General features: G+C 44.9%; 23 protein-coding genes and 1 riboswitch. Of the genes, 15 read left to right on the top strand and 8 right to left on the bottom strand.

Annotated elements, in window-relative coordinates; translation table 11 throughout:
- Positions 1–117: 117 nt before the first annotated feature.
- The gene (locus tag BTR1S_RS02040) at positions 118–1248 is read right to left on the bottom strand and encodes a 5-methyltetrahydropteroyltriglutamate--homocysteine S-methyltransferase (protein WP_029419730.1); all 1131 of its coding nucleotides are present in this window, start codon (positions 1246–1248) and stop codon (positions 118–120) included.
- Positions 1249–1319: 71 nt separating this feature from the next.
- A riboswitch (SAM riboswitch) is annotated at positions 1320–1431 on the bottom strand.
- A 330-nt stretch (positions 1432–1761) separates the two neighbouring features.
- On the opposite strand from BTR1S_RS02040, the gene BTR1S_RS02035 reads away from it, so the two are divergent.
- Positions 1762–2445 (top strand): DUF3298 and DUF4163 domain-containing protein, encoded by a 684-nt coding sequence (locus BTR1S_RS02035; RefSeq protein WP_006639655.1) that lies wholly within the window; start codon positions 1762–1764, stop codon positions 2443–2445.
- Positions 2446–2543: 98 nt separating this feature from the next.
- Here BTR1S_RS02035 and BTR1S_RS02030 read toward each other — a convergent pair whose 3' ends face one another.
- A complete protein-coding gene (locus BTR1S_RS02030; RefSeq protein ID WP_087962543.1) occupies positions 2544–3068 on the bottom strand; it encodes a chorismate--pyruvate lyase family protein in 525 nt (174 codons plus the stop codon).
- A 179-nt stretch (positions 3069–3247) separates the two neighbouring features.
- A complete protein-coding gene (locus BTR1S_RS02025; RefSeq protein ID WP_006639653.1) occupies positions 3248–4222 on the bottom strand; it encodes a LacI family DNA-binding transcriptional regulator in 975 nt (324 codons plus the stop codon).
- 234 nt (positions 4223–4456) lie between these two features.
- On the opposite strand from BTR1S_RS02025, the gene BTR1S_RS02020 reads away from it, so the two are divergent.
- From BTR1S_RS02020 to BTR1S_RS01995, 6 genes are read left to right on the top strand one after another with little or no spacing between them, the layout of a single operon-like run.
- Positions 4457–5755, top strand: a complete 1299-nt coding sequence (locus BTR1S_RS02020; RefSeq protein ID WP_029419729.1) for an ABC transporter substrate-binding protein — start codon at positions 4457–4459, stop codon at positions 5753–5755.
- A gap of 11 nt (positions 5756–5766) precedes the next feature.
- Positions 5767–6705 carry a carbohydrate ABC transporter permease gene (locus BTR1S_RS02015; RefSeq protein WP_029419728.1) on the top strand — a complete coding sequence of 313 codons (939 nt, stop codon included), beginning with the start codon at positions 5767–5769 and terminating at the stop codon, positions 6703–6705.
- Entirely contained in the window at positions 6702–7550 is an 849-nt protein-coding gene (locus BTR1S_RS02010) for a carbohydrate ABC transporter permease (RefSeq protein ID WP_006639650.1), read from the top strand. The genes BTR1S_RS02015 and BTR1S_RS02010 overlap by 4 nt, the downstream gene beginning before the upstream one ends.
- A gap of 34 nt (positions 7551–7584) precedes the next feature.
- Positions 7585–8820: an MFS transporter gene (locus BTR1S_RS02005; protein ID WP_029419727.1), complete on the top strand. Its 1236-nt coding sequence runs from the start codon at positions 7585–7587 to the stop codon at positions 8818–8820.
- 14 nt (positions 8821–8834) lie between these two features.
- Positions 8835–10316, top strand: coding sequence for a glycoside hydrolase family 32 protein (locus BTR1S_RS02000; protein ID WP_006639648.1), 1482 nt, complete (start codon positions 8835–8837; stop codon positions 10314–10316).
- Complete coding sequence (locus BTR1S_RS01995) at positions 10309–11304, top strand: carbohydrate kinase family protein (protein ID WP_006639647.1); 996 nt, start codon at positions 10309–10311, stop codon at positions 11302–11304. The genes BTR1S_RS02000 and BTR1S_RS01995 overlap by 8 nt, the downstream gene beginning before the upstream one ends.
- Before the next feature lie 48 nt (positions 11305–11352).
- On the opposite strand, the gene pepT is transcribed toward BTR1S_RS01995, so the two are convergent.
- Positions 11353–12585 carry a peptidase T gene (gene pepT / locus BTR1S_RS01990; protein ID WP_006639646.1) on the bottom strand — a complete coding sequence of 411 codons (1233 nt, stop codon included), beginning with the start codon at positions 12583–12585 and terminating at the stop codon, positions 11353–11355.
- A gap of 195 nt (positions 12586–12780) precedes the next feature.
- On the opposite strand from pepT, the gene BTR1S_RS01985 reads away from it, so the two are divergent.
- From BTR1S_RS01985 to BTR1S_RS01975, 3 genes are all read left to right on the top strand, one after another.
- Complete coding sequence (locus BTR1S_RS01985) at positions 12781–13200, top strand: hypothetical protein (protein ID WP_029419726.1); 420 nt, start codon at positions 12781–12783, stop codon at positions 13198–13200.
- Positions 13201–13302: 102 nt separating this feature from the next.
- Positions 13303–13872: a sigma-70 family RNA polymerase sigma factor gene (locus BTR1S_RS01980; protein ID WP_034326759.1), complete on the top strand. Its 570-nt coding sequence runs from the start codon at positions 13303–13305 to the stop codon at positions 13870–13872.
- On the top strand, positions 13842–15236 hold the full coding sequence (locus BTR1S_RS01975; protein WP_029419725.1) for a DUF4179 domain-containing protein: 1395 nt from the start codon (positions 13842–13844) through the stop codon (positions 15234–15236). The genes BTR1S_RS01980 and BTR1S_RS01975 overlap by 31 nt, the downstream gene beginning before the upstream one ends.
- Positions 15237–15271: 35 nt before the next feature.
- Here BTR1S_RS01975 and BTR1S_RS01970 read toward each other — a convergent pair whose 3' ends face one another.
- A complete protein-coding gene (locus BTR1S_RS01970; RefSeq protein WP_029419724.1) occupies positions 15272–16669 on the bottom strand; it encodes a sensor histidine kinase in 1398 nt (465 codons plus the stop codon).
- A complete protein-coding gene (locus BTR1S_RS01965) occupies positions 16666–17388 on the bottom strand; it encodes a response regulator transcription factor (RefSeq protein ID WP_006639641.1) in 723 nt (240 codons plus the stop codon). The genes BTR1S_RS01970 and BTR1S_RS01965 overlap by 4 nt, the downstream gene beginning before the upstream one ends.
- Before the next feature lie 189 nt (positions 17389–17577).
- Between BTR1S_RS01965 and BTR1S_RS01960 the strand changes: the two genes are divergently transcribed.
- From BTR1S_RS01960 to BTR1S_RS01940, 5 genes are all read left to right on the top strand, one after another.
- Positions 17578–18492 carry an ABC transporter ATP-binding protein gene (locus BTR1S_RS01960; RefSeq protein WP_029419723.1) on the top strand — a complete coding sequence of 305 codons (915 nt, stop codon included), beginning with the start codon at positions 17578–17580 and terminating at the stop codon, positions 18490–18492.
- Positions 18489–19247, top strand: coding sequence for an ABC transporter permease (locus tag BTR1S_RS01955; protein ID WP_006639639.1), 759 nt, complete (start codon positions 18489–18491; stop codon positions 19245–19247). The genes BTR1S_RS01960 and BTR1S_RS01955 overlap by 4 nt, the downstream gene beginning before the upstream one ends.
- Before the next feature lie 11 nt (positions 19248–19258).
- On the top strand, positions 19259–19996 hold the full coding sequence (locus tag BTR1S_RS01950; RefSeq protein ID WP_081723765.1) for an ABC transporter permease: 738 nt from the start codon (positions 19259–19261) through the stop codon (positions 19994–19996).
- Positions 19997–20200: 204 nt separating this feature from the next.
- Complete coding sequence (locus BTR1S_RS01945; RefSeq protein WP_034326814.1) at positions 20201–21511, top strand: PTS sugar transporter subunit IIC; 1311 nt, start codon at positions 20201–20203, stop codon at positions 21509–21511.
- A gap of 36 nt (positions 21512–21547) precedes the next feature.
- A complete protein-coding gene (locus tag BTR1S_RS01940; RefSeq protein ID WP_006639636.1) occupies positions 21548–22984 on the top strand; it encodes a glycoside hydrolase family 1 protein in 1437 nt (478 codons plus the stop codon).
- A 66-nt stretch (positions 22985–23050) separates the two neighbouring features.
- Here the strand turns inward: BTR1S_RS01940 and BTR1S_RS01935 are convergent, their stop codons facing one another.
- Both BTR1S_RS01935 and arcC read right to left on the bottom strand, forming a co-directional pair.
- On the bottom strand, positions 23051–23728 hold the full coding sequence (locus BTR1S_RS01935) for a Crp/Fnr family transcriptional regulator (RefSeq protein WP_006639635.1): 678 nt from the start codon (positions 23726–23728) through the stop codon (positions 23051–23053).
- A gap of 118 nt (positions 23729–23846) precedes the next feature.
- Positions 23847–24797, bottom strand: a complete 951-nt coding sequence (gene arcC, locus BTR1S_RS01930; RefSeq protein ID WP_006639634.1) for a carbamate kinase — start codon at positions 24795–24797, stop codon at positions 23847–23849.
- Positions 24798–24807: the final 10 nt, after the last annotated feature.

Below are 24807 nucleotides of genomic sequence, written 5' to 3'. Positions count from 1 at the left end.
ACAAGCATTATAGAAGCCAAATATGATCAAACTATGAACAAATCAAGAAGGATTTTTAAAAGAAGACATAAAAAAAGCCATACCTGATATCAGGTATGGCTTGAAACATGTCCTTATTTATTTCCAAACGTCTTCGGCAATTTCGATCACATGACGCAGTTTTTCCCACTGCTGTTCTTCGGTCAGCAGGTTGCCCTCTTCCGTTGAAGCAAAGCCGCACTGCGGGCTTAAGCACAGCTGGTTCAGATCGGCATAGCGGGACGCCTCTTCAATGCGCCGCTTAATATCATCCGGGTTTTCAAGCTCGCCGAATTTAGATGTAATTAAACCGAGGACGATTTGCAGGTCTTTCCGTTTCACGAAGCGAAGCGGTTCGAAGCCGCCAGAGCGCTCGTCATCGAATTCAAGGAAGAGTCCGTCAAGGTTCAGTCCGTCGAAAATCGTTTCAGCCGCAGCGTCGTATCCGCCTTCTGCCACCCATGTTGACTGGAAGTTTCCGCGGCAAATATGCATTGTGACAGTCAAATCATCGGGACGTCCTTCGATTGCTTCGTTGATCGTATTGGCAAAGGATTGGCGCAGCTCATCAGGCTGGCGGCCGAACGCCTTGATTTGCTCATGTCCCTTTTCTGAGAAAAATACGGACCAGGCCGTATCATCAAGCTGCAAATAGCGGCAGCCGGCATCATAGAACGCGCGGATCGCTTTTTTGTAAGCCTGCGCCACATCGTGATGGAACTCATCAAGATCCTCATACGGACTTTCTTCCAGCTTTCCTCTGAAAAACAGCATATTCGGGCTCGGGATCGTCATTTTCGGCGTATGCGTCCCTGCAATACTATGAAGAAATTGATAATCTTCCAGCATCGGATGGTTTGTAAAGTCGACTTTGCTGGTTACTTTAATGCCGCGCGGTTTCGTTACGACATTGTGAAATTGAATTCCTTTGTCTGCTACAAAGCCTTCAACACCGTCAAGACCTTCGAGAAAATCGAAATGCCACCAGGAGCGGCGGAATTCGCCGTCCGTTACGGCTTTCAGGCCGATTTCTTTTTGTTTTTCGACAATGCGCTTGATCTCTTCGTTTTCGACTTCGCGCAATTGTTCCGCGGTAATTTCGCCGTTTGCTTTTTGCAGGCGCGCTTTTTTAACAGGCTCAGACCTGAGCAGGCTGCCCACCTGATCCGCCCTGAACGGTCCTATTTTTCTTCCTGGCGTTTGCTGCAATACATCGGTTGATTGTGACATGCTTCATCCCTCTTTCTTTATTAACATAAAAAAGCTCTTCCCGATAAGGAAGAGCTTGGTAGACAATCTCCTCCTTATCTTCAAGAGCACAGCCGTGCTCTTAAGGAATTAGCACCATTCTGTCAAAAAGACAGCGGTTGCCGGGTTTCACAGGGCCAGTCCCTCCACCACTCTTGATAAGGAAAACCTTTTTATGCGATTTTTATAATAATTTTAATATTAATACTTTTTGCGAAAATGTCAATGGGTTTTGATATTTATCGCTAAGAACGCGATTTATGCAAGTTCCTCAAGCTTATGTCCAGCCGTTTTGAAACAAACCCTGCCGAAATATCAGGAAGGTGATGAATGAACAATTGAGGAGGAATAATCGTTCGCAGATTCGGTTTCATTTTAATTAAGACCGAATTTTTTTATTGAAACGAAAACTTTTTCACGGGGCTGTCAGTCTTACATGTGTACCCGTTTTGAAAATGGGTAATATAACAATGAAACGAAAAAGGAGGCCATATGATGAACAGCAAACCGTTTTTCAAAGCAGCGGCGATCATGCTCTCAGGGCTATTAATGCTGATATTGTACAGCGGAGCGGCGATTCCTTCGGCTCAAGCGGCGAACGGGACAAAACCGGTGGTGACGAGCCATACATACAAAAACGTAAAGGAATTGAAGTACCCGCAGGTTAAAAACGTTGGCAGCAGATCTCTGCAAAACAAAATCAACAAAGACTTTAAAAACTATATTGACCAATCCTACAAAGACTATCTGAAAAACAAAAAAGACGGCCAACAGCACGGGTACCAAACGGCATACCAAACGTCTTTTGACGTCAAATATCTGACCGGCGAAAAGATCAGCATCCTGACGAAAAACTACGTGTACTCCGGCGGGGCGCACGGCAATACAGCCGTCCGCTCGTTCAACTACGATTTAAAATCAAAAAAACGCGTCTATCTGACAGACGTATTAAACAAAAAATCAAAAATCGATAAAACGAGAACATACATTTACAAATACATTCAAAAGCATCAGGACACGTTTTTCCCGGATGTGAAGAAAAAAGACATCGTCCTTCTTCAAAACACGGCATTCCACTTTACAAAAGACGGGATTGCGATCGTGTTCCAGCAATATGACGTCGCACCTTATGTCGCCGGAACCCCGGTTGTTGCCGTTCCGAAAACGGTGTATCAATAAATGACAGCCCCTGTTTCGCAGGGGTTTTTGTTTTGAGGAGAGAAGGAATGAGGAGTTTTTGGAAGCCCTTTCATAAAACGGTAACTGACGGGCATGATTCAGCCCGCTGTCAGTCTGCAGATTTTTTCTAAATCAAACAGTTCGGAGACGTGGAAGATGCACTGCTGTCCGCTGATGATCTGGTATCGCTTAAAAACGTATTCCCTGTCTGTTGAAACAGGCACAAGGTGTGTAAAGTGTTTGCCAAGGGACTTACCGGTGCTGAAGATTTCACGCCTTGACTCCAGTTCGGAAATGATTTTGCCGATGGGGAGCCGTTCTTCTTTCAGATATCGTTTAACGGCTGGCGGCAATGCATTTGTTTTGACATAGACATAATTAAATGACAAATAATCATCGCCCCGTTTCAATGAGGAGGTCCTGAATAAAATCTTATCATCAGGCTGAAACAGCTTTGCTTCCTCAGCGGACAGATGATCGTAATCGACATAGGCCTGCCGGAAAACTTCAATATCAACCTTGCCGCCTATCAATGTTTCGATTGCCTTGGTTGTTGAACCATCCGTTTTGGTCAGCATCTCTTTCACAAGGGAAGTAAGCGATTCAGGCAGAACTTTGCTCATTTCCAATTATGGCACCTCCACACAAAGATAGAATATTTTGAAAACTTGTACTATACATTATCACACAGAGGGTGGTTTGTCTAGAAATAAAAGTTAAAATTTATCTTATTTTTACAAAAGTCAGAGGGGGGTACAGGAGAGATGAAGGCTGCAAATCTCTCCGTAACATGATGTGAATATTAAGTGGTTTCACCTTCCAGAACCTTAACAGGCAAATAGGTTTCCAGCGGCAAATCATCGAATTCGCCTTCAATGGCTTTGGACAAAATCTCGATGGCCGTCTTGGAAATGAGTTCGATCGGCTGCTGGATGGTTGTCAATTCCGGGAGGATGGACTGAACCGCTTCCGTTCCGTCGTAGCCGATTACCTTTAATTGCCCGGGAATGTCTTTTCTGCGTTTTTTTGCTTCGGTGATGACTGTAGCGGCCATGAGGTCATCGCTGGCAAAAATGCCGTCAGCTGCAGGCTGTTCATCAAACAGTTTTGAGATGATTTCCCGGTAATTTTGATGAAAGGGAACTTCATATGTAATCGGCTGTCTCCCGTGTTGTCGCATCACATCTTCATATGCTTTTCTTCTAAGATTTGCCGGTGTTTTCAGCTCAATTGGTCCGTTGATATGGATGATGTGCCGGCAGCCTTTTGCAATTAACAGTTCTGTCGCTTTTCTTCCTCCGTCATAGTTATCGGAGCCGATGACGGGAATCGTTTCCGACAAGTAATGGTCGATGGCGACAATCGGCAGGTTTTGCCGATGATAATTTAAAATTCCCCTGTTGTAAGTCACGGCGATGACGCCGTCCACTTGATTTCGCATCAGCATTTCCAAGTATTTTTCTTCTTTGTCTTTGCGGTTTAAGCTGTTGCAAAGCAGCAGTTTGTAGCCCATGGCAGCGCAGATGCTCTCAATATGAAAGGCCAGTTCGCCGAAAAACGGGTTGCTGGAGTTAGGGATGATGAGCCCTATTAAATGAGTTCGTTTACGAAATAAAGAGCGGGCCAAATCGTTTGGAAAGTAATTGATTTCTTCCATCGCTTTATAGACTTTTTCTTTTGTTTTTTCACTAATATAGCCGCGGTTATTTAATACCCGCGATACGGTTGTTGGTGAAACTCCCGCTTTTTTTGCAACGTCGTGAATGCTAGGCTTCATTCCCTTTTCCCCCTGCTATTTTTACTGAAATGGCTTACAATTCTCGTCACGCACTTATTTTAGAGAATCGGGCCGATATGTGCAAGAAAATGCCACGATTATGAGAAATGTACCGGGATGAATAATTGGGGAAAAAATATGTCAACCGGTTGACATATGAAACCGGTTGACATACAATTCACTTGAAAGCGCTTTTATTTGTTGATTTATGAAAAATGGGGGGAAGTGACAAAGATGAAAAGGTGGCTCTTCGGAGTTTTTTCGTTGTTGCTGGTGTTTGCGATGTTGGGCTGCAGCAATAGCAAAGGTGCAAATGGCCAAGATGGGAAAACGCTTACGGTGTGGGTGCACGTATCTGATGATAGTGAAGAAGGAAAGGTCTATCAAAAGCGGGTGGACGCTTTTAATAAAAAGTATGCCTCTGAAAACGTCGAGGCCAAAATTGATTTCATCCCCAGAAGCGGAAACGGCGGCGGATATGAAGACAAAGTGAACGCGGCGCTGACAACGAACACCCTGCCGGATGTGATCACTTTAGACGGACCGAACACGGCGGCTTATGCGAAATCCGGCGTTATTGCGCCATTGGATGAGTATATCAAAGACCAGGATGATTTATTGCCGAGCATTAAGCAACAGGGAACCTACCAGGGGAAACTGTATGCGATCGGCGTCAGCGAATCATCGGTCGGTATTTACTATAACAAAAAAATGCTGAAGGACGCCGGCGTTGACTTGAAAACGCTGCCAACGGTTGAGAATCCATGGACGTGGGACGAATTCCTTGAGCTTTGCAAAAAGCTGAAAAATAAATATGACAAACCGGCCATCGATATGCAGTTGCAGTCAAAAGACGAAATGCTGACCTATGCGCTTTTGCCATTTGTTTGGTCGGCTGGCGGCGATGTCCTTTCAAAAGATGGCAAGAAAGCTGAGGGTGTTTTTAACGACAAACTGACCGTTGAAGCGATGACATTTATTCAAACAATGCTGAAAGAGGGTTACACGACCCGGGCTCCGGTTAAGCAGGCGTTTGAAACAGAAAAATATCCAATGAAAATGAGCGGTGTCTGGACGGTAACCGACATGAAAACAAATTTTCCTAATGTCGATTATGGTGTGATGCCGTATCCTGTTTCGCCAAAAACAAAAAAGCTTGTGTCCCCTTCAGGAAGCTGGCAGTTCGCCATGACACAGACGTCTGAAAACAAGGAATGGGCGGCAAAATTGGTCGATTGGATGACAAACAAGGAATCCAACCTGGAATTGAGCCGTTCGATCGCCGCGCTGCCTGTGCGCTATTCATCAGAGAAAGTGCTGGCAAAAGAATTCTCAGCTGAAATGAATGTCTTCTTGCAGCAGCTGAAAGAAACGGGGCATGCACGACCGGTGACACCGGCATATCCACAGGTGACGCGCGCATTTCAGCAAGCGATCGATGACATCAGCTTCTTTGATCAGCATCAGGATATTCAATCGGTTCTGGATACGCGTGCAAAAGAAATGCAATCAGCCATCGATAAGGCAAACTAGAAGGTGGAGCCATGAATAAAATTCCGTTGAAAGAAGCAAGGACGGCCTTTCCGCTGAAAAAAGTCCCTGCCAGTAAAATAGGGTGGCGGGACAATGTGCTGGCCTATACATTTTTAGGTCCGGCCTTGCTGATTTTGTCAGTGTTTCTCGTGATTCCTTCGATTATGGCGGTTTACTACGCATTTACAGATTATTATTTGTTAACACCTGACCTGCGCAAGTTTGTCGGTTTTGACAACTTTATCAAATTGTTCAAAGACCCTATTTTCTTGAAAAGTTTGAGCAACACATTGAAATTTGTTGTCCTTGTGATTCCATTACAGATCGGGGCCGCTCTCGGGCTGGCCCTTCTGTTGAATAAAAAGCGCAGGGCCAATACGTTTTTCAAAGTCGCATACTTTAGCCCTGTCGTCATGTCGCTTGTTGTCATCTCCGTTTTGTGGCTGTACTTGCTGAATCCGAATGAAGGAATGATAAATAACGTACTGACGCATGTCGGTTTACCGCCACAGCCGTTTTTGACAAGTCCTAATCAGGCGATCTTTACAATTGTTTTCGTTTCAGTCTGGCAGGGAGCCGGATTTCAGATGCTGATTTTTTTAGCGGGCCTGCAAAACATTCCCGGAGATGTCTACGAGGCGGCGCAATTGGATGGTATGAATAAATGGCAGCGGTTTATTTATATTACATTGCCTTTGTTGAAACCGACGTCGGTTTTTATCTTTATTACGACGCTGATCAGTGCGTTTAAGCTCCTTGTGCAGCCAATGGTCATGACCCAGGGGGGACCGGTCAATTCAACGATGACAGTTGTCTATTATATTTATCAAACGGGATTTACCGATCGGATGGTCGGCTATGCAAGTTCAATTGCGCTCTTGTTTGGCACGATAATTGGATTGGTGACGCTTGCGCAGCGCAAGTTGGTGAAGGAGGATGAAGGCGGATGAGAAGGAAATTCGGACCTTTAACGATACTGGAATATATATGCCTTGTTTTGCTGGCGGCTCTGTTTATATTTCCGCTGATTTGGATGGTCGCTTCATCGATGAAACCGGAAGCTGATATTTACAACAATATCAGCAGCATTAAAGCGTTTCTTCCGTCTTTTCATCCGTCGGAATGGTTTCAATCCTACAGGGAAGTGCTGTCACGGTTTGATTTACTAATGTATATTGGTAACAGTCTGTTTTACGGTTTGTGTGTGGCAGCGGGAGCGGTCATTATCAACGGAATGGCGGGCTTTGCATTCGCCAAGCTGCAATTCACAGGTAAAAAAGTGCTGTTTACCATATTGCTGGCGCTTTTAATCGTGCCGATGGAAACGATTTTAATCTCGCAGTTTACAATTGTTCATAAGCTCGGACTTGTTGATACGCGCCTTGCCGTGATTTTGCCGGCGCTTGCCGGGGCTTTCAATATTTATTTGTTCCGAAACTTTTTCATGGCGATCCCGGGGGAGATGATTGAGTCGGCCAAGCTTGACGGAGCCAACACATGGCAGATTTTCTGGCGGGTGATGCTGCCGATGTCCAAACCGGCTGTCGCTACGGTGGGGACATTGGCTTTTATCGGCAGCTGGAATGACTATATTTGGCCGCTGATGGTTTTGACGGATAAGTCGAAATTTCCGATCCAGGTGGCGATTACAGCCATCAACAGCACCGAGCCGGTTTATACGAACCAGGTGATGGCTGTCTTGACGATTTCCACGATTCCGCTGATTCTGATCTACATTGTAGCTCAACGCTACATTTTAGATGGCCTGGGCGGTTCAGGGACAGGCATCAAATAGATACATCCAAATCGGGTTAAAGGAGCAAATGAAAATGAAAAGCTCAAACAGTCTGTATTGGAAACTAAGCGCTTATTTTTTCTTTTTCTTTTTTACTTGGTCTTCCAGCTATTCTTTATTTGCGATTTGGTTGGGGCAGGAAATCAATTTGAACGGGTCCGCGACGGGCATTATCTTTTCTGTAAACGCTATCTTTACTTTGTGCATGCAGCCTTTGTACGGTTTTATCTCCGATAAGCTCGGGCTGAAGAAAAACATATTATTTATGATCAGTTTGCTGCTCGTATTTACGGGTCCCTTTTATATTTTCGTCTACGGACCGCTTTTGCAATACAACGTCTTTCTCGGGGCTATTGTCGGCGGAATGTATTTGGGAACTGCTTTTCTCGCAGGAATCGGCGCGATTGAAACCTTTATTGAAAAGGTCAGCCGCAAATATCAATTTGAATATGGAAGAACAAGGATGTGGGGGTCCCTCGGCTGGGCTGCGGCGACATTTTTTGCAGGTCAGCTGTTCAATATCGACCCGAATATCAACTTCTGGGTTGCGTCCGTTTCAGCAGTCATATTGGTGGCCATTATTGTTTCTGTAAAAATTGAGATGACAGATGATGAAAAGGAAAGAGCAGACTCGGTTGGATTAAAAGACGTGGGAGGGCTGTTTCTCTTAAAAGATTTCTGGTTTTTGATGTTGTACGTGATCGGCGTAACTTGCGTATACGGCGTCTATGACCAGCAGTTCCCGCTTTACTACGCTTCCTTATTTCCGACTCCGGCCTTGGGGAACCAAATTTTTGGATATCTTAACTCATTCCAAGTATTCATTGAAGCGGGCATGATGTTTCTTGCACCTTTCATCGTCAATAAGCTTGGTCCGAAAAAAAGTTTGATTTTAGCGGGGCTGTTAATGGCTTTCCGCATTATCGGCTCCGGTCTTGTCAGCGGACCGGTCGGAATTTCATCGATGAAGCTCATTCATGCTTTAGAATTGCCGATTATGCTGATTGCGGCGTTTAAATATTTGGCGACTAATTTTGATAATCGCCTTTCATCCGTACTTTATCTTGTCGGCTTTCAATTCGCATCCCAGGTAGGCGCATCGATTTTTTCGCCGCTTGCGGGAGGTTTATACGACAGCATCGGATATCGCCACACTTATCTCATCATGGGAACAATGGTCCTTTGTTTCACCATTATTTCGATTTTTACCTTGCTAGACTCAAAGAAAGACGTTCAATTTGCTCAAAGTCTACAAAGAAAGCATATATAGAAAGGATGTCACAGATGAATAGAATTCAGCAGGCAGAAGAAGCGTTGAAGAAAGCCGGAAAAAAAGTGAATCACCGATACCGAATGGGCTATCACATGATGCCCCGGGCAAACTGGATCAATGATCCAAACGGACTTATTCAATATAAAGGGGAGTATCATGTCTTTTATCAACATCATCCGTATGATGAGAATTGGGGGCCGATGCATTGGGGCCATTTGAAGAGCAGGGATCTCATTCACTGGGAGCACTTGCCGATCGCTTTAGCGCCTGGCGATGCATTTGATGAGAGCGGCTGCTTCTCAGGAAGCGCAGTCGAATATAACGGCGACCTCGCTTTAATCTATACAGGGCATAATATGATAGATGAAGAGAAAGACGATTTCTACCAAAATCAGAATATAGCTGTCAGCAAAGACGGTATCGTCTTTGAAAAAATGAAAGAAAACCCTGTCATTGCAGAGCCGCCGGAAGACAGCGCACGCCACTTTCGCGATCCGAAAGTATGGAGGCATCATGAGAACTGGTATATGGTGGTCGGAAATTCCTCAAAAGAGAACGTCGGGCGGGTCATTTTATACCGCTCGCCTAACTTGGTAGATTGGGAATATGTAGGCGTCCTCGCCCAAAGCGACGGGAATCTCGGCTTTATGTGGGAATGTCCGGATTTCTTTGAACTAGACGGCAAACACGTTTTGCTGATTTCCCCTCAGGGTATAGAGGCAGATGGTGATTCATATCAAAATCTGTATCAAACAGGCTATTTAATTGGAGACTATGATGAAGAAACAAATGAGTTTGTACATGGCTCCTTTAAAGAGTTGGACCATGGCCATGACTTTTATGCCGTGCAAACTTTGTTGGATGACAAAGGGCGCAGAATTGCGATTGGCTGGATGGATATGTGGGAGTCAGAGATGCCGACGAAAGCGGACGGATGGTCCGGGGCTTTGACGCTGCCGCGGGAATTAACATTGCGCGATGATCACAAAATCTTGATGAATCCCGTGGAGGAAACCAAGCTGCTGCGGAAAACGGAACATCGGGTATGCGCCAATCGATCGCTTTCAGGGAGTTATTTGGCCAAGACAGCCGAAGAGCTTCTTGAAGTGAAGGTCGTGTTTGATATAGCGGATTGCAGTGCACAAACGGCAGGAGTAAGAATTCGGGGGCTGGAAAAAGAAGAGACCATCATCAGATACAGCTTAACCGATCAAAAACTGACACTTGATTGCTCCGCATCCGGCAAAGAACGGGACGGTGTCAGAAACGTGCAGATTGAAGCGGGAGAGAAGCTTTCCCTGCGCCTATTTATCGACAGATCGTCTATTGAAGTATTTGCCAACCATGGTGAAGCCACGATGACAAGCCGCATCTATCCGAAAGAAGGCAGACTGGGAATCGAGCTGTTTTCTGAGAAAGGCGATGCGAGAGTTGAAGAATTTACCTATTGGGTGCTGAAAGATATTTGGAAAGGCGATGAATCGCTTGAATAGAATATTTTGCATCGGTGAGACGCTCATTGATTTTATCCCCGTCCAAAAAGAAACGGCTCTGGAAAACATCACCGGATTTGAACGCGTTGCCGGCGGCGCGCCTATGAATGCCGCGATTGCTGCTGCTAAATACGGCGCCCGTGCGGCAATGCTGACGAAGGTTGCCAACGATCATTTTGGCGATTACTTAATCAGCGTTCTTGAGGAAAATGGAGTTGACACTTCCTATATCGTTCGAAGCGACGAAGGTGAAACCGGATTGGCATTTGTATCCGTAGACAAGTCCGGGGAAAGAAGTTTTCATTTTTATCGGAAGAATGCAGCCGATTTGCTGCTTTCGGCAGATGAGATTCAATCTGAGTGGTTTCATAAAGGGGATCTGCTTCATTTTTGTTCAATTGATTTAGTCGAAAGTCCAATGAAACAGGCGCATATTAAGGTGATCAATGACTTCCGGGAAGTCGGCGGAATTGTCAGTTTTGATCCAAATGTCAGGCTCCCGTTATGGCCTGATGAAACAAGCTGCCGCCATACGATCAGGCAGTTTTTGCCGCTGGCGGATATTGTAAAAGTATCGCTTGAGGAATTGCCGTTTATCACAAATATTGATGATGAGAAGGAAGCGATTGCTTCGCTTTTTGCCGGCAATGTCAAAGTCGTTGTCTTGACAAAAGGGGGAGACGGTGCGGCGATATACTTAAAAAGCGGCGAAACATACGAAGACCGGGGATTTAAAGTGGCTGTTTCAGATACAACCGGTGCGGGGGATGCTTTTATCGGCGGTTTCTTATCCGAATTGGCGTCGTACGGCGCAGCAAAGGAAGATCTGTGTAGCCTCATACGGGAGCATCACCGCGGGTTGCTGACGTTCGCCAATGCAAGCGGCGCCCTGACGGCTTCTGTAAAAGGTGCGATACATAAAGCGCCAGGCAAACAGCATGTCCTGAATTTTATTTCGGCAGGGCGAAGACCGGGTTTTAATGGGTGAAAAAAGAGCGGCTGCTTTGTTTTGCAGCCGCTCCTTGCTTTTCCGGTATTATGCCCTTTCTTCAAACAACTTCGCAATCTCCACGACAACATTCGCGGCTTTCACCATATTGTCTGCGGAAATGTATTCGTATTTGCCGTGGAAATTTTCCCCGCCCGTAAAGATATTCGGACAAGGAAGCCCCTTATATGACAGCTGGGAGCCGTCTGTGCCGCCGCGGATCGGTTTGACGACCGGCTCGATGTCCAGGTTTTTCATCGCCTGATAGGCAATATCGACAATCTCCTTGACCGGTTCGATTTTTTCTCTCATGTTGTAGTATTGGTCTTTCATTTCGACCAGAATGCTGTTTTTGCCATATTGCGCCCGCAGTTCTTCCGCAATTGTTTCGACCGCCTTTTTTCTCTCGTTAAAACGGTCTCTGTCAAAATCTCTAATGATATAGTTCAGCTTCGTTTCTGAGACATCACCGCTGATAGAGAGAAGATGATAAAAGCCTTCATAACCTTCTGTAAATTCAGGCGCCTCCATCTCCGGAAGTGCTGAGTTGAATGCCATCGCAATTTTCGCAGCGTTGACCATTTTTCCTTTTGCTGTACCCGGGTGGACGTTTGTCCCTTGACACGTAATCTTCGCCGCCGCGGCATTGAAGCTTTCGTATTGCAGTTCGCCGAGTGGGCCGCCGTCAACCGTATACGCGAATTTCGCATTGAAGGCCGCCACATCAAATTTGTGCGGTCCTCGGCCGATTTCTTCATCAGGCGTAAATGCGACCCGGATTTTTCCGTGTTTGATTTCGGGATGGTCGATTAAATATTCCAGCGCCGTCATGATTTCAGCGATACCGGCTTTATCGTCGGCGCCGAGCAGCGTCGTTCCGTCCGTCGTAATCAGTGTGTGTCCCCTATAACCCGCAAGCTCGGGAAATTCTTTCGGGGACAAAACGACGCCGAGCGCTTCATTGAGGACAATCTCTTTTCCATCGTACTGTTCGATGATTTGCGGATTGACATTCTTTCCGGTAAAATCAGTCGCCGTATCGACATGAGCCAAAAAACCGATCGTCGGCACCTGCTTTTCCGTATTGGCCGGAAGCGTCGCCATGACATAGCCGTTTTCATCGATTGTGACATCCTCCATGCCGATCTGCTTTAATTCTTCAACAAGCATATTGGCGAGTGTCAGCTGTCCGGGTGTAGAAGGACATGTCTCACTGTTTTCATTTGACTGTGTGTCGACTTTCGCATATGTAATCAGCCGTTCAATCAATTTGTTCTTCATGTTTCCTTCATCTCCATTTGTTGGTTTTATGTTTATCTTATCATTCCTGATCATGTAATGGGATGTAAAAATCTTTTACTCTTCCTTTTATAGAAAAATCTAGTATAATAGATGGGGATAGTTCTATTGGACGGGGTAATTCGAACTATTGTTTGCGAAAAAACTATAAACATCAGCTGTAAGGAGAGTAAATAAATGGCGAAAGGTTTTACAAATGAAGGCGCAAAATGGGAGATCGCGCATTCCTTTTGGATATTGTTCACATGGGTTCCATTTGCGTTTCTGAGCTGGTTTGCATTTATATATATCGGAGCCCGGACAAAGCAGATAAAATGGCTTCTTACCGGAGTCGTCTATGCGGCGGCTGTCCTCTTCACCGCCTTTACGGCGAGAACGCTCTTTTTCGATTTGGCAATGAAAATGCTGCTAGTCGTTTGGATCATATCGATCATTCATGCGTTCAAGATCAGGCCGGAATTTTTGGTCCGCCTGGAAGCTGTATATCAGATCAAACGCTCGGAAATGAACGAGCTTCGCCAAGAGCTGAAAAATGAGAACTTTCCGGAGCCATCCGGGCAAACCGAATCTTCTCAGGTGACGCTTGCCAAAAAGTAAACAGGGTGTTGTTGTTCGCCAAACCGCTATTTTGAAAAATAGCGGTTTTTTAATAAAAAAATCCCATACTGTTGAAACTTTTTCTTCAGTTATCTCTCTCTAATGTTTGAAGGAGGCTCACCAGTGAAGCAAATAAAACTAGTAAGAAAAGCTGTCGCAGGAAATGCCAAAGCGTTTGAAATGCTTTTTCAGAAACATAGCGATCAGCTTTACCGAACAGCATACATCTATGTTCAAAATAAAGAAGACGCATTAGATATTGTACAGGAAACAGCATATAAAGCGTTTTTATCGATTGCCCAGCTGAGAAATCCCGAGTATTTTCTGACATGGCTGACAAAAATCCTCATCCACCACGCATATGCCTTATTGGACAAGAAAAAGAAAGTGGTGTTGATGGACACGCAATTAAGAGAGCAAGGACAGGGCCGGGAAATGAATGCCGACGACAGAATGGGGCTGCTGGAAGCAGTCCAGCATTTACGTAAAGACTACAAAACGGCGATTATACTATTTTATTATCAAGACTTGCCGATCCATGATATCGCCGACATCATGAATGTTCCCGAAGGAACCGTTAAGACATATTTAAAAAGAGCCAAGCTTGAGTTAAAACATTTACTGACTGGAGGGGAAGAGGCATGGACAAAAAATGGTTCGAAAATGAAGTGAATCAGATTGATGTTCCTACACAGGACATCAATCAATCTATTTCTGAAGGCATCATGCGGGCAAATAAGGAAAAAACGGTTAAGCCGAAGCGTGGTACATTGAAACGCACTGTTTTTATCTCCGGTACGGCGGCAATGCTTCTTCTAGGGAGCGGGTTTGTTTCTCCTGCCATGCAACGCGTTTTGGCGGATGTCCCGCTGTTTGGCAAAGCATATCAGCAGTTTCACGATTATATCGGCCAAAACTTAATGGCGAGCCAGCTTGTAACTGAACTCCATCAGAAAGCCTCAAGCAACAACATTGATGTAACGGCGACAAGCGTTTATTTTGACGGCGGAATCATTACCATGACGTTTAAAGTCAATAGTGATACAAGAAAAGATTTGAACGATGGCGCGGAAATGGTTCATTTCACACTATTTAATGGTGAGAGGAAGTGGATGATAGCCTCTGAATCAGATATAAAGAAAACAAAAGACGGCTATGTCGGCTTTATTCAAATCGGATACCCCGACAAGAATATTCCGGATCAGCTGACGCTTCCGGTGACGATTACAAGCATAAATGATATCAGGGGGCAATGGAAATTTGATATACCTGTTGTCAAACTGCCGTATAAAACACTGCATATTCGGCAAAAAGAGAAACAAGCGGCTGATGGCCCTATTGTTGAGCCGAAAACAGTGATTCTTGGCAAAGAATCGACTGTAATCGATTATGATGTCATCACCTCGCTCGAGCATCCAAATGATCGCGCATCGATAATAAAAGTGACGGATGATAAGGGAAATGAGGTTCCTTATTTAATGAGCGGAATAACATTGACAGATCGTAAAAAAATCGGAGACCGTATCCACCGCGAATCAAGAATGATCCTGGGAAAGGTAAAAGATGATGCGAAATATGTAAAGATTGAGGCAAGCTCTGATAAAAGCGATTCAGAAAAAACACTGCCTCTCAAGAAAGCGCCAGCCTCAGTGAGCGCTGACCGGCATAGCTTTAACATTGCCTTTGATCAGGTCAAGCAAAATGGAAACAAACTAGTTGTAGACTATCATCTGAAAAATGTTGACCGGTCAAAGATTGATGTTGACAGTATGCAAAATTTTCTGGAAACGATATCGCTGATTGATTCTGCTTATAAAAGTTTTGATGAAGCGCCTGTTGGACATAGTGTCAAAGGAAATTTCACGAAAGTGCTTAATTCTTCCAAGCTTCAGTTTCAATCAGTTTTCACAATAGACGGTGAATTTGGTGCAGAAAAGTTTAGTCTTGAACAATATTCACTAGACGTTGATTTTGGTTATTTAAGTACATTTTATTCGACATCATTAAAGCCAATTAAAGTGCAATTGTCACGGTAGGTTGAGATCCGTTGTTTCGACTGAAACAGCGGATCTTACCTTGTTTGAAGCACCACCTTCATCCGCGTCCCGCGCCCCGGTTCGCTGAACATTTCGATATGTCCTCCATGGGCAACAATGATCTGTTTTGCAATCGCCATGCCTAAACCGGTTCCCGAGGTGTCGCTTGAGGCATCGGTTCCCCTGTAGTAGCGGTCAAATAAATGCGCCATTGTTTCTTTTTCCATGCCGATGCCGTTATCTTCTATAAGAATTGATATAGGGCCGTCTTGTAAAACGGATACTGTAATCGCTGTACCATCAGGATTATGTTTGATGCTGTTGGCTAGCAAGTTTTCCAAGGCCCGCTGCATGTATGTTTCGTCTATATCAGCGAAAATCCCGCTTTGATTTGTCTGGAACTGGAAAGTCTTTTCTTGTGATTCAGGCAGGCTTTTCAAATGTTCTAAGGTTTTTCTAAGCAAGCCGACAATGTCGGTTTTTTCTTTTTTGATCGGAAGAGCGTCATTTTTTAAGCGGAACGTAAGGTTGAACTCTTCTATTAATTCTTCCATATACTCTACCCGCTCGTTCATGATGTTGGCAAAATCCCGTACTTTTTCATGGTTCCATTCATGTTTTTCAGATGATAAAAGAATGGTATATCCTTTAATGACTGACAGCGGTGTCTTTAAGTCATGGGAAACGCCTGTCATCCATTCCTCCCGCGTTCTTTCCAGCTGCTCGCTTTCTGTTTTGTTTTTCTGAAGGATCAGCGTAAGATTGCTCATTGCATTCATTAGTTCCTGATATAACCGATATCCGGGTTTTTTCTTTTTCTTTGGGATAAAGGAAGAAGATGCCGGCTCTGCATATCTGCCTATGGAGAGATTTTCAATCCATGACACGATATAAAGCAAAGGTGCGCCAAGCTGCTTTCCGAAGTACAGCGCAACCGCCATCCCCATTATGATGATCGAAAGGATCCACAGCTGGTTTGTCCAATATAGAAACGGGTTGTCAGATTGAAAGGGTTCACCCAAAATCCACGTCAATGTCTGGCTGTCTTTCGTATCAAACCATGTTGACAGATGGAAACCCTTTTTAGCAGGGTAAAGATAATCTGAGACAAGCTCACCGGGAATATAATGTTTGGGAAAATGGCTTGGCTTGTTGTATGAATAAAGCTCGTTCCCGTTTTCGTCAAGAATCTGCAGCCACATATGATTTTTCTTCAAATGAGCGGTCATATCTTCATCAACAGAGATGTTCCTGTCTGTCAAAGTGGTTTGACGAACGACACTGGATAAAGAAAGCGGTGAGCGATGAGGCTTTTTATCGTTTAGAAAAAAATCGAAAAACAATATGCTGAATAAGAATAAAACGATACAAATGACGATCAATAGAATGGTTCGGGAGAAGAAGTGAAAAGCAATCCGTTGTTTTAACTTCACTGCTCTTCACCTGTTGGAAGATACTCGAAAATATAGCCGAAGCCCCTTACCGTTTTAATCCATTTTGGACGGCCCGGGTCTTTTTCAATCTTTTCCCGAAGCCGGCGTACATGAACCATGACCGTGCTGTCGCCATTGTAAAATTCTCCCCAAACGTCTCTGTAAATCTTTTGCTTGCTTACGATTTGGTTGGGGTGGTTGCAAAAATACAATAAAAGTCTGAACTCCTGGGCCGGGCATTCCACCCTTACTCCATCAACAATCAGCTTCCCAGATGGTTCATCAACTTGAAAATCTCCAAAATCATAAGACGGTCCGGATGAAACCGCGGTAAAACGTTTCAATCGTTTCAGCTGGGCTTTTACGCGGGCCACGACTTCAAGAGGGTTGAAAGGTTTGGTAATGTAATCGTCTCCTCCATAGCTGAACCCTTGCAGTTTATCTAAATCAGCCGTTTTTGCTGTAAGAAAAAGAACGGGTGTATTTGTAAATTGACGAAGTTGATTGCAAATGGTGAATCCGTCTGAATCCGGAAGCATGACATCGAGCAGGATGATATCCGGCTTTTGATGTTTGACAAGATCGACTGCTTCCTCTCCGTTCTTGGCATTTAAGACAGCAGAGAACCCTTCGTTTTCAAACACAACGTTTAACAGATCTAAAATGTGCCGGTCATCATCAACGATTAACACTTTATAGCAATTATAAGATTGATCCATGGTTTATGACCTCCATCGTGATACGTCTTCATTTTACCTGATGAAGTATATGAAAAGAGCGGGAAGGATCGGAATTTAAAGGATGTTTAGATTTCTGAAAATTGAGAAAACATTATTTAACTATTGTTCAGGAAACGTTTAAGGCGCATTTAGATAAAGCGTCCTATGATGAGGGGGAGGTGAGAAATAGTGGCGCAACATATTGTGGCAACAAAAAATATAACAAAAAAATTCGGAAAGCATACATCGGTCAGCGGACTTGAGATGAAAATTGAAAAAGGGCAGATTTACGGATTTTTAGGACCGAATGGTGCCGGAAAAACGACAACGATTCGAATGTTACTAGGATTGGTCAAGCCTACAGACGGAGTTATTGAGCTATTTGGCCAAGACATCCGCACAAACCGTTTGCAAATCCTGCAAAGAGTCGGTTCCTTGGTTGAATCTCCATCTTATTACGGACATTTAACCGGAAGAGAAAATCTTGAGGTGATTCGCAGGATTCGCGATTTGCCTGAGACGCGGATCGCGGAAGTGTTGAAGATCGTCCGGCTGACAAAAGTAGCTGATCGATTAGCAAAAGAGTACTCTCTGGGCATGAAGCAAAGGTTGGGGATCGCTGCTGCTTTGTTGAGTAAGCCCGATCTCTTGGTGTTGGATGAGCCGACGAATGGACTTGATCCTGCCGGTATTCATGAAATTCGGGAGTTGATCAAGGAGTTGCCGCATCAATATGGCATGACCGTTCTTGTATCCAGTCATTTATTGAGCGAGATCGACCAGATGGCGACACAAGTGGGGATTATTATGAATGGAAAGCTGATGTTTCAAGATAATATCGAAGCGTTGAGGAAAAAACAAAAACCTCTCCTGAAGATAGGAGCCGATCAGATCCATGAAGCCCAATCCATGATTCAAAACCGGGGCTGGCGTGCTGTACTTCAGGAAGGAAGCTTGTGGGTCAGCGAAACATCGCCCGAGCTTGTTTCAGAAATCAACGGCATGCTGGTCAAGTCGGGGATCTCTGTTTACCGTTTAGAGGAAGTTAAACGCTCTTTAGAAGACATTTTTCTGGAACTGACAGGTGCGGAGGAGAGTTTATGAAACAAGTCCTGCACGGTGATGGATTAAAACTCAAGCGCTCATCTTTGTTTGTCGTTATTGTTTTAGTTCCCCTCGTTGTTCTGGCATACGAATGGTTGAATATCACTTATCGGGGAGAGTATGTCCAAAAGCAAGCCGACATGTTCAAGGCTTCCTCCATGTGGCAGTATCTGCTTTTTGACAACAGCATGCTGTTCGGGCTCGGTTTTCCTTTAGCCGTAACGATTATGGCTTCAATCATTGCCAATACAGAGCATCAGACAAATTCGTGGAAGCAAACGCTGGTTTTGCCGGTTTCAAGAATAAAGATTTACTTTAGTAAATTTATATGGCTGTTTAATAGTTTGCTTGTAACCGCAACTATCTTTGTAATTGGCATGGTCGCACTGGGAAAGGCGCTGGGATTTGAAGGACCGGTACCATGGGGGCTTTTAATCGGGGACAGTTATGTCATGCTGCTTACGGCTATGCCGATCATGTCATTGCAATTATGGCTGTCGATCACATATAAAAACCAGGCATTTTCGATTCTTATTGGTACGGTCAGTTCAATCGTCGGTCTGTTTTTGGCAGCCGGAACGGCGACGCGGTGGCTTCCGCTCGCTTATCCGAGCCAGTCATCGACCGTCATCTTGCAATATGACGGGCTGGGAATCAATCCGGATTTACCGGTTTTTATTGTGGCGAATGTTTTTGTCGGAATGCTGCTATTGATCATTGGCGCCTTTCATTTTAAAAAGCGGGACGTGCTGTAGGAGGATGTATCATGCTGAAAAATTTATTAGCTGCTGAAAGGTTGAAATTAAAGCGTTCGAACATGTGGGTATTGTATGTATCGGCTCCTTTTATCAGCGTCTTATTGGCTTACACGAACTTTCGGAACAATTATAAACAATTTGTACAGCCAGGTGACAACGAGTGGGTCGAAGCCTGGACACAGGTGGCCGTATTTATGGGTTCTTTTGTGCTGCCGATTCTTGTAGGCATTTATGCTGCATTTGTGTGCAGAGGCGAACATGCGGGCGGGGGATGGAAGCAATTGCTGGCCCTTCCGGTTTTGAGGTCTCGGGTTTTCTTTGCAAAAGCCGCCGTGGTTGTGATGATGGTTGCCGTGACAATGGGCAATTTATATACACTCTTTATTGTATTCGGATTCCTTAATGGGCTGAAAGGAGATCTGCCTTTTTTTGCGGTTTTAGGATACGTTGTTCAGGGTTCAATTGCCTGCCTTCCGCTTATCGTGCTGCAGTTGATCATTTCCGTCAGGCATCAAACATTCGGTCTACCGCTGGCGGTCAGCATAGGTTTTACCCTGCCGTCCATACTTGCCGCAAATACACCGTTAGGTCAAATCTATCCTTGGACTCTTCCCATGCTGGGGATGTCTCCTCCTGATGAGTCGCCAATTGATTCATATCCGCTCTTTTATAGTATATTGATGGTTTTGGGTACAGTGCTTACGGTATGGGGGATCAGGAGCTTTTCAAGACGGGATATGGTGTAGGAAGATCGCAGAAAAGAGAGAATCAGAGCATGTAAGGCTTTGATTCTTTTTTATGCTGAAGGCCGGTCCAAGCCGGTGAGAAGCCGAGATGTCAATTTAAAAATTTCCTCTCCCTAAGGAAAAAATATGCACCCAAAAGAAAGCGTTTTCAATATAAGGTGAAAACATATAAATATAAAAAGGGGGAGAGAACACGTGAGTAAGATGACGAAAGTGACGCAGGCCTTTGAACAGATAGCCTATAAAATTACAAGCTTCAAGTATATCATGGCCATTAAATCGGCGTTTGTCACATTGATGCCGGTCATCATTGCCGGAGCGTTTGCGGTTTTGATGCAGAATATGGTGATGAGTCCTGAAACGGGTCTAGCAAGCTTTCAACCTTTTAGGTTTTTGGCTTCATTGGAGCCGATCATGGCGTCCATCAATTATGCCACATTGAATTTTATCACGATCGGTGCGGTGTTTTTGATTGGAATAGAATTGGGGAAATTAAACGGGTATGATTCGTTTTTTCCGGGTGTCATGGCATTAATGTCTTATATCTCCGTCATTCCTTCGACAGTGCTGCTGGAAGTCAACGGTTCCATGCAGGAAGTGGTCAACGTTCTCGCTAAGGAATTTACGGACCCGAAATCATTGTTTTTAGGTATGTTTATTTCAATTGTTTCCGTTGAAATTTTCAGCAAGCTTGTAAACTCGGACCGGCTTAATATTAAAATGCCGGATAGCGTGCCGGCCAATGTCGCCGTATCATTCGGCTCCTTATTTCCATCCATTATTACCATTACCATCATCGCCAGCTTCGGGTTTGCTTTTCATAAGCTGACAGGTGTCTATCTGCATGAAGCCGTGTACAATATCGTGCAAAAACCGCTGGAAGGCGCCGTTCAAGGTCTTCCCGGCATCCTGCTTTTAGTGTTTGTCGCGCAGTTTTTCTGGGTGATCGGCATCCACGGCAACCAAATGGTGAAGCCGATAAGGGAGCCTTTGCTGCTGGCTTCCATCACCGTCAATATGAATGCATATTCAGCGGGAGAATCGATTCCCAATATTATTACGATGCCGTTCTGGGATGTGTATATGAGCATCGGCGGCTCAGGCGTTACCATCGGTTTGTTGATCGCGATTTTGATTGCGGGAAAACGGGAGGATATGCGCAGCATCACAAAGATTTCGTTTGGCCCTAGTGTTTTTAATATCAATGAACCGGTGATTTTTGGAGTCCCTGTCATGCTGAATCCGTTAATGGCGATTCCGTTTATTTTGACGCCGCTAGTAACGGGGACGATCGGCTATATTGCGACGGTGACCGGCTTTGCGGGAAAAGCCGTTGTCATGGTGCCCTGGACGACACCGCCGATTATCAATGCCTGGCTTTCGACAGGCGGCAGCCTCGGCGCCGTCCTGACGCAAATCGTTTGTATCATCGTGTCCGTCATCATTTACCTTCCGTTTGTGATTCTTTTGAATCGCAGCTACAGCATTAGTTCTGAAAAAAATGTTTCCGTATAATACCTTACTTTCAAAACAAAGAAGGAGGCCATCGAAATGAACAAGCAAACGTGGAAAATTCCCGGCGGCTTTATTTTGGGCGCCGCTGCGTCCGCCTGGCAGACGGAGGGATGGGACGGAAAGCGGCCGTCGCAGGACTCTTATTTGGATATGTGGTACAAGAATGATCCTCATGTATGGCATGAAGGATACGGGCCGGCGGTCGCCACCGACTTTTATAACCGCTACAAAGAAGATATACAATATATGAAAGAAATCGGGTTGACCCATTACCGCACGTCCATCAACTGGTCCCGTTTTTTGCTGGACTATGAAACAGCAGAGGTTGACGAAGTGTACGCAGGCTATCTCGACGACGTCATCAATGAGCTGATCAGATGCGGGGTAGAACCGATGATTTGCCTTGAACATTATGAAATTCCCGCTGTTTTATTTGAGAAGTACGGCGGGTGGGGTTCGAAAGATGTGATCGACTTATTTGCGGCATATGCGGAAAAAGCATTTGAACGGTACGGAGACCGGGTGAAATATTGGTTTACCTTTAATGAACCGATTGTTCCGCAGACGCGCATATACCTTGATGCGCTTCGTTATCCATATGAGCAAAACACGAAAAAATGGATGCAGTGGAATTTTAATAAAGCACTGGCGACGGCGCGTGTTATCAAGCTTTTTCAAGCCGGGAAGCATGTCTATAGAGAAGATGCAAAAATAGGCGTCATTTTGAATCAGGAGGTCGCGTATGCGAGATCAAGCGCGCCTCACGATCAACAGGCCGCCTTCATTTATGATTTGTTTTTCAACAGGGTATTTTTGGATCCCAGCATTAAAGGCGTCTATCCTGATGAATTAATGGAGCTTTTGATCAAGCACGACATCCTTTTCGACCATGATAAAGAGGAGCTGGACATCATCAGGAAGCACACAGTCGACTTTGTCGGGATCAATCTGTATCATCCCCAAAGAGTGAAAGCGCCGTCAAGACAATGGAATGAATCGACGCCTTTTCACCCGGCTTATTATTACGAACATTTTCAGCTTCCCGGCCGAAAGATGAATCCGTACAGGGGCTGGGAGATCTATCCGCGCATTGTGTATGATATGGGGATGAGGCTCAAAAATGAATACGGCAATATCGGATGGCTGATTGCTGAAAACGGTATGGGAGTAGAACAGGAAGAACGTTTTAAAAATGAAGAGGGAATCATTCAGGACGACTACAGAATCGCTTTTATTTCTTCACACTTGGCAGAAGCGATGAAAGCGATCGCCGCCGGCTCAAACTGCAAAGGCTATATGCTGTGGGCGTTTACAGACAACGTCTCTCCGATGAACGCCTTTAAAAACCGCTACGGCCTTGTCGAGATTCAATTGGAGGAAAACCGTAATCGCGTGCTGAAAAAATCGGCTGATTTCTATCGGAACATCATCGAAAACAGACAGTTTGAAACAGATGAATTCACGTATAAATAAAAGCCAGACGGCGGCGGGGGAATCATCCCGGTTGTAAACGGGATGATTTTGGCAGGGCTGAAATCATTACATAAAATACTCCGGCCGGTTGATCATGATCTGTTTGTTCATCTGGCTGATGACGCCCTCGCAGCGGAGCTTTTTCATGACGGCGCTGACGGTTTCCCGGGAAGTGCCGGAGATTTTGGCGATTTCAGCCGCTGTGATCGGGCAGCTGATGATGGTTGAATTTCTTTCTTTTTGGCCGAGGCTTTCAGTCAGGTAATAGATGGCTTGGGTTACCCGTTCGTGTGCATGGGAGAGTGTAATTCGTTTGAGCCTTTCTTCATGAAGGGCGAGTATATCGGATAATTGATTGAGAACATCAAAAAGCAGTGATTTATTTTCCCTTACGAGATCTTCAAATATGTTCATGGGAATATAGTAGAGTTCAATATCTGTCAAGGCTTCGGCGGAATAATGATAGTGTTCATCGCGAAACAAGCCGCCGAATGGAAAGAGCGTATGGGGGCGTACGTAGTCGGTATAAAACATTGATCCCGTTGCATTGGTTTTTTCGAGTTTAATAAAGCCGTCAAGGAGAAGATACATTCGTTCCCGGGGGTCATCTTCCATAAATAAAATCTGGCCTTTATGATACGTGCGCCAATAGATGAACTGTTTGATATTTTCCAGTTCCTTTTTATTCAGGGAAGCGAATAGAGAAAATTTTTTCAGATGATGTAAGATGTCTTTGTTTTTCATATGATACGACCACCCTTATCTATTTTACTTTTGATTGTGGCTTATATATTTTAAATTTTACTTGTTTTTGGCGATATACAAAAGGAAGAACCCTTTTCCGAGCCCTTCCTTCTGCCGTTTACGCCTGCTCGACGATGGTGCCGGCTTTGCCTTCCAGGGCTTCCTTGGCTAATTGGAGGGAGGTAATCACCGCTTTGTTTCCTTTATTGGCTTCGGCAAACTGGATGGCTGCTTTTACTTTTGGCAGCATGCTCCCTTCTGCAAATTGGTTTTCTTTTATATACGTTTTCAGTTCTTGGGTGGTGACGTGTTTAAGCGCCCGTTCAGTCGGTTTTAAATAATCGATGGCGACATTATCGACTCCGGTTAAAATAATCAGTTCGGTCGCTTGCACCAGTTCGGCTAATTTACAAGCGGCAAAATCTTTGTCAATCACGGCATCGATCCCGCATATAGATTGAGTGTCTTCGACGATAGGAACGCCTCCTCCGCCGGCTGCGATGACGATATGGCCTTTTTCAACCAAATCATTGATAACATCATGCTCAAGGATGGATACCGGCGTCGGAGACGGTACAACGCGGCGCCAGCCTCTTCCTGCATCTTCTTTAAAGACGATGTCTCCATTTTGGCTGTTCATCAGCTCTTTTGCTTCCTGTTCACTGTAAAATGGTCCGATCGGCTTCGTCGGATTGCGGAATGCTTCATCATCGCTGCGGACGGCGACACGGGTAATGATAGTTGCCGCATGCTTGTCCTTTCCTTTCGCCTGGAGCGCTTCATCGATGGCGTTTTGCATCCAGTAGCCGATCATTCCTTGTGTCATGGATACACAGGTTTCAAGCGGCATTGCCGGCGTTTTTGGAGAATCAGCTTCTTTTTGCTGAATCATCAGGTTCCCGACTTGCGGGCCGTTTCCATGTGTAATAATTAATTCGGTGCCGCTGTCGATCATATCAGCCAAATATGCGGCTGTTTCTTTCAAGGCCCGCTGCTGTGCTTCCGCGCTTGGGTCTCCGGTTTGAATCGCGTTCCCGCCTAGTGCGACAACGATTTTTCTTTTTTTCATAGTAAAACAC

Source organism: Bacillus sonorensis NBRC 101234 = KCTC 13918, from assembly GCF_001592005.1.
Taxonomy (GTDB): Bacteria; Bacillota; Bacilli; order Bacillales; family Bacillaceae; genus Bacillus; species Bacillus sonorensis.
The sequence above is the reverse complement of the archived record's forward strand: the minus strand, read 5'-3'. Positions and strand labels throughout refer to the sequence as shown.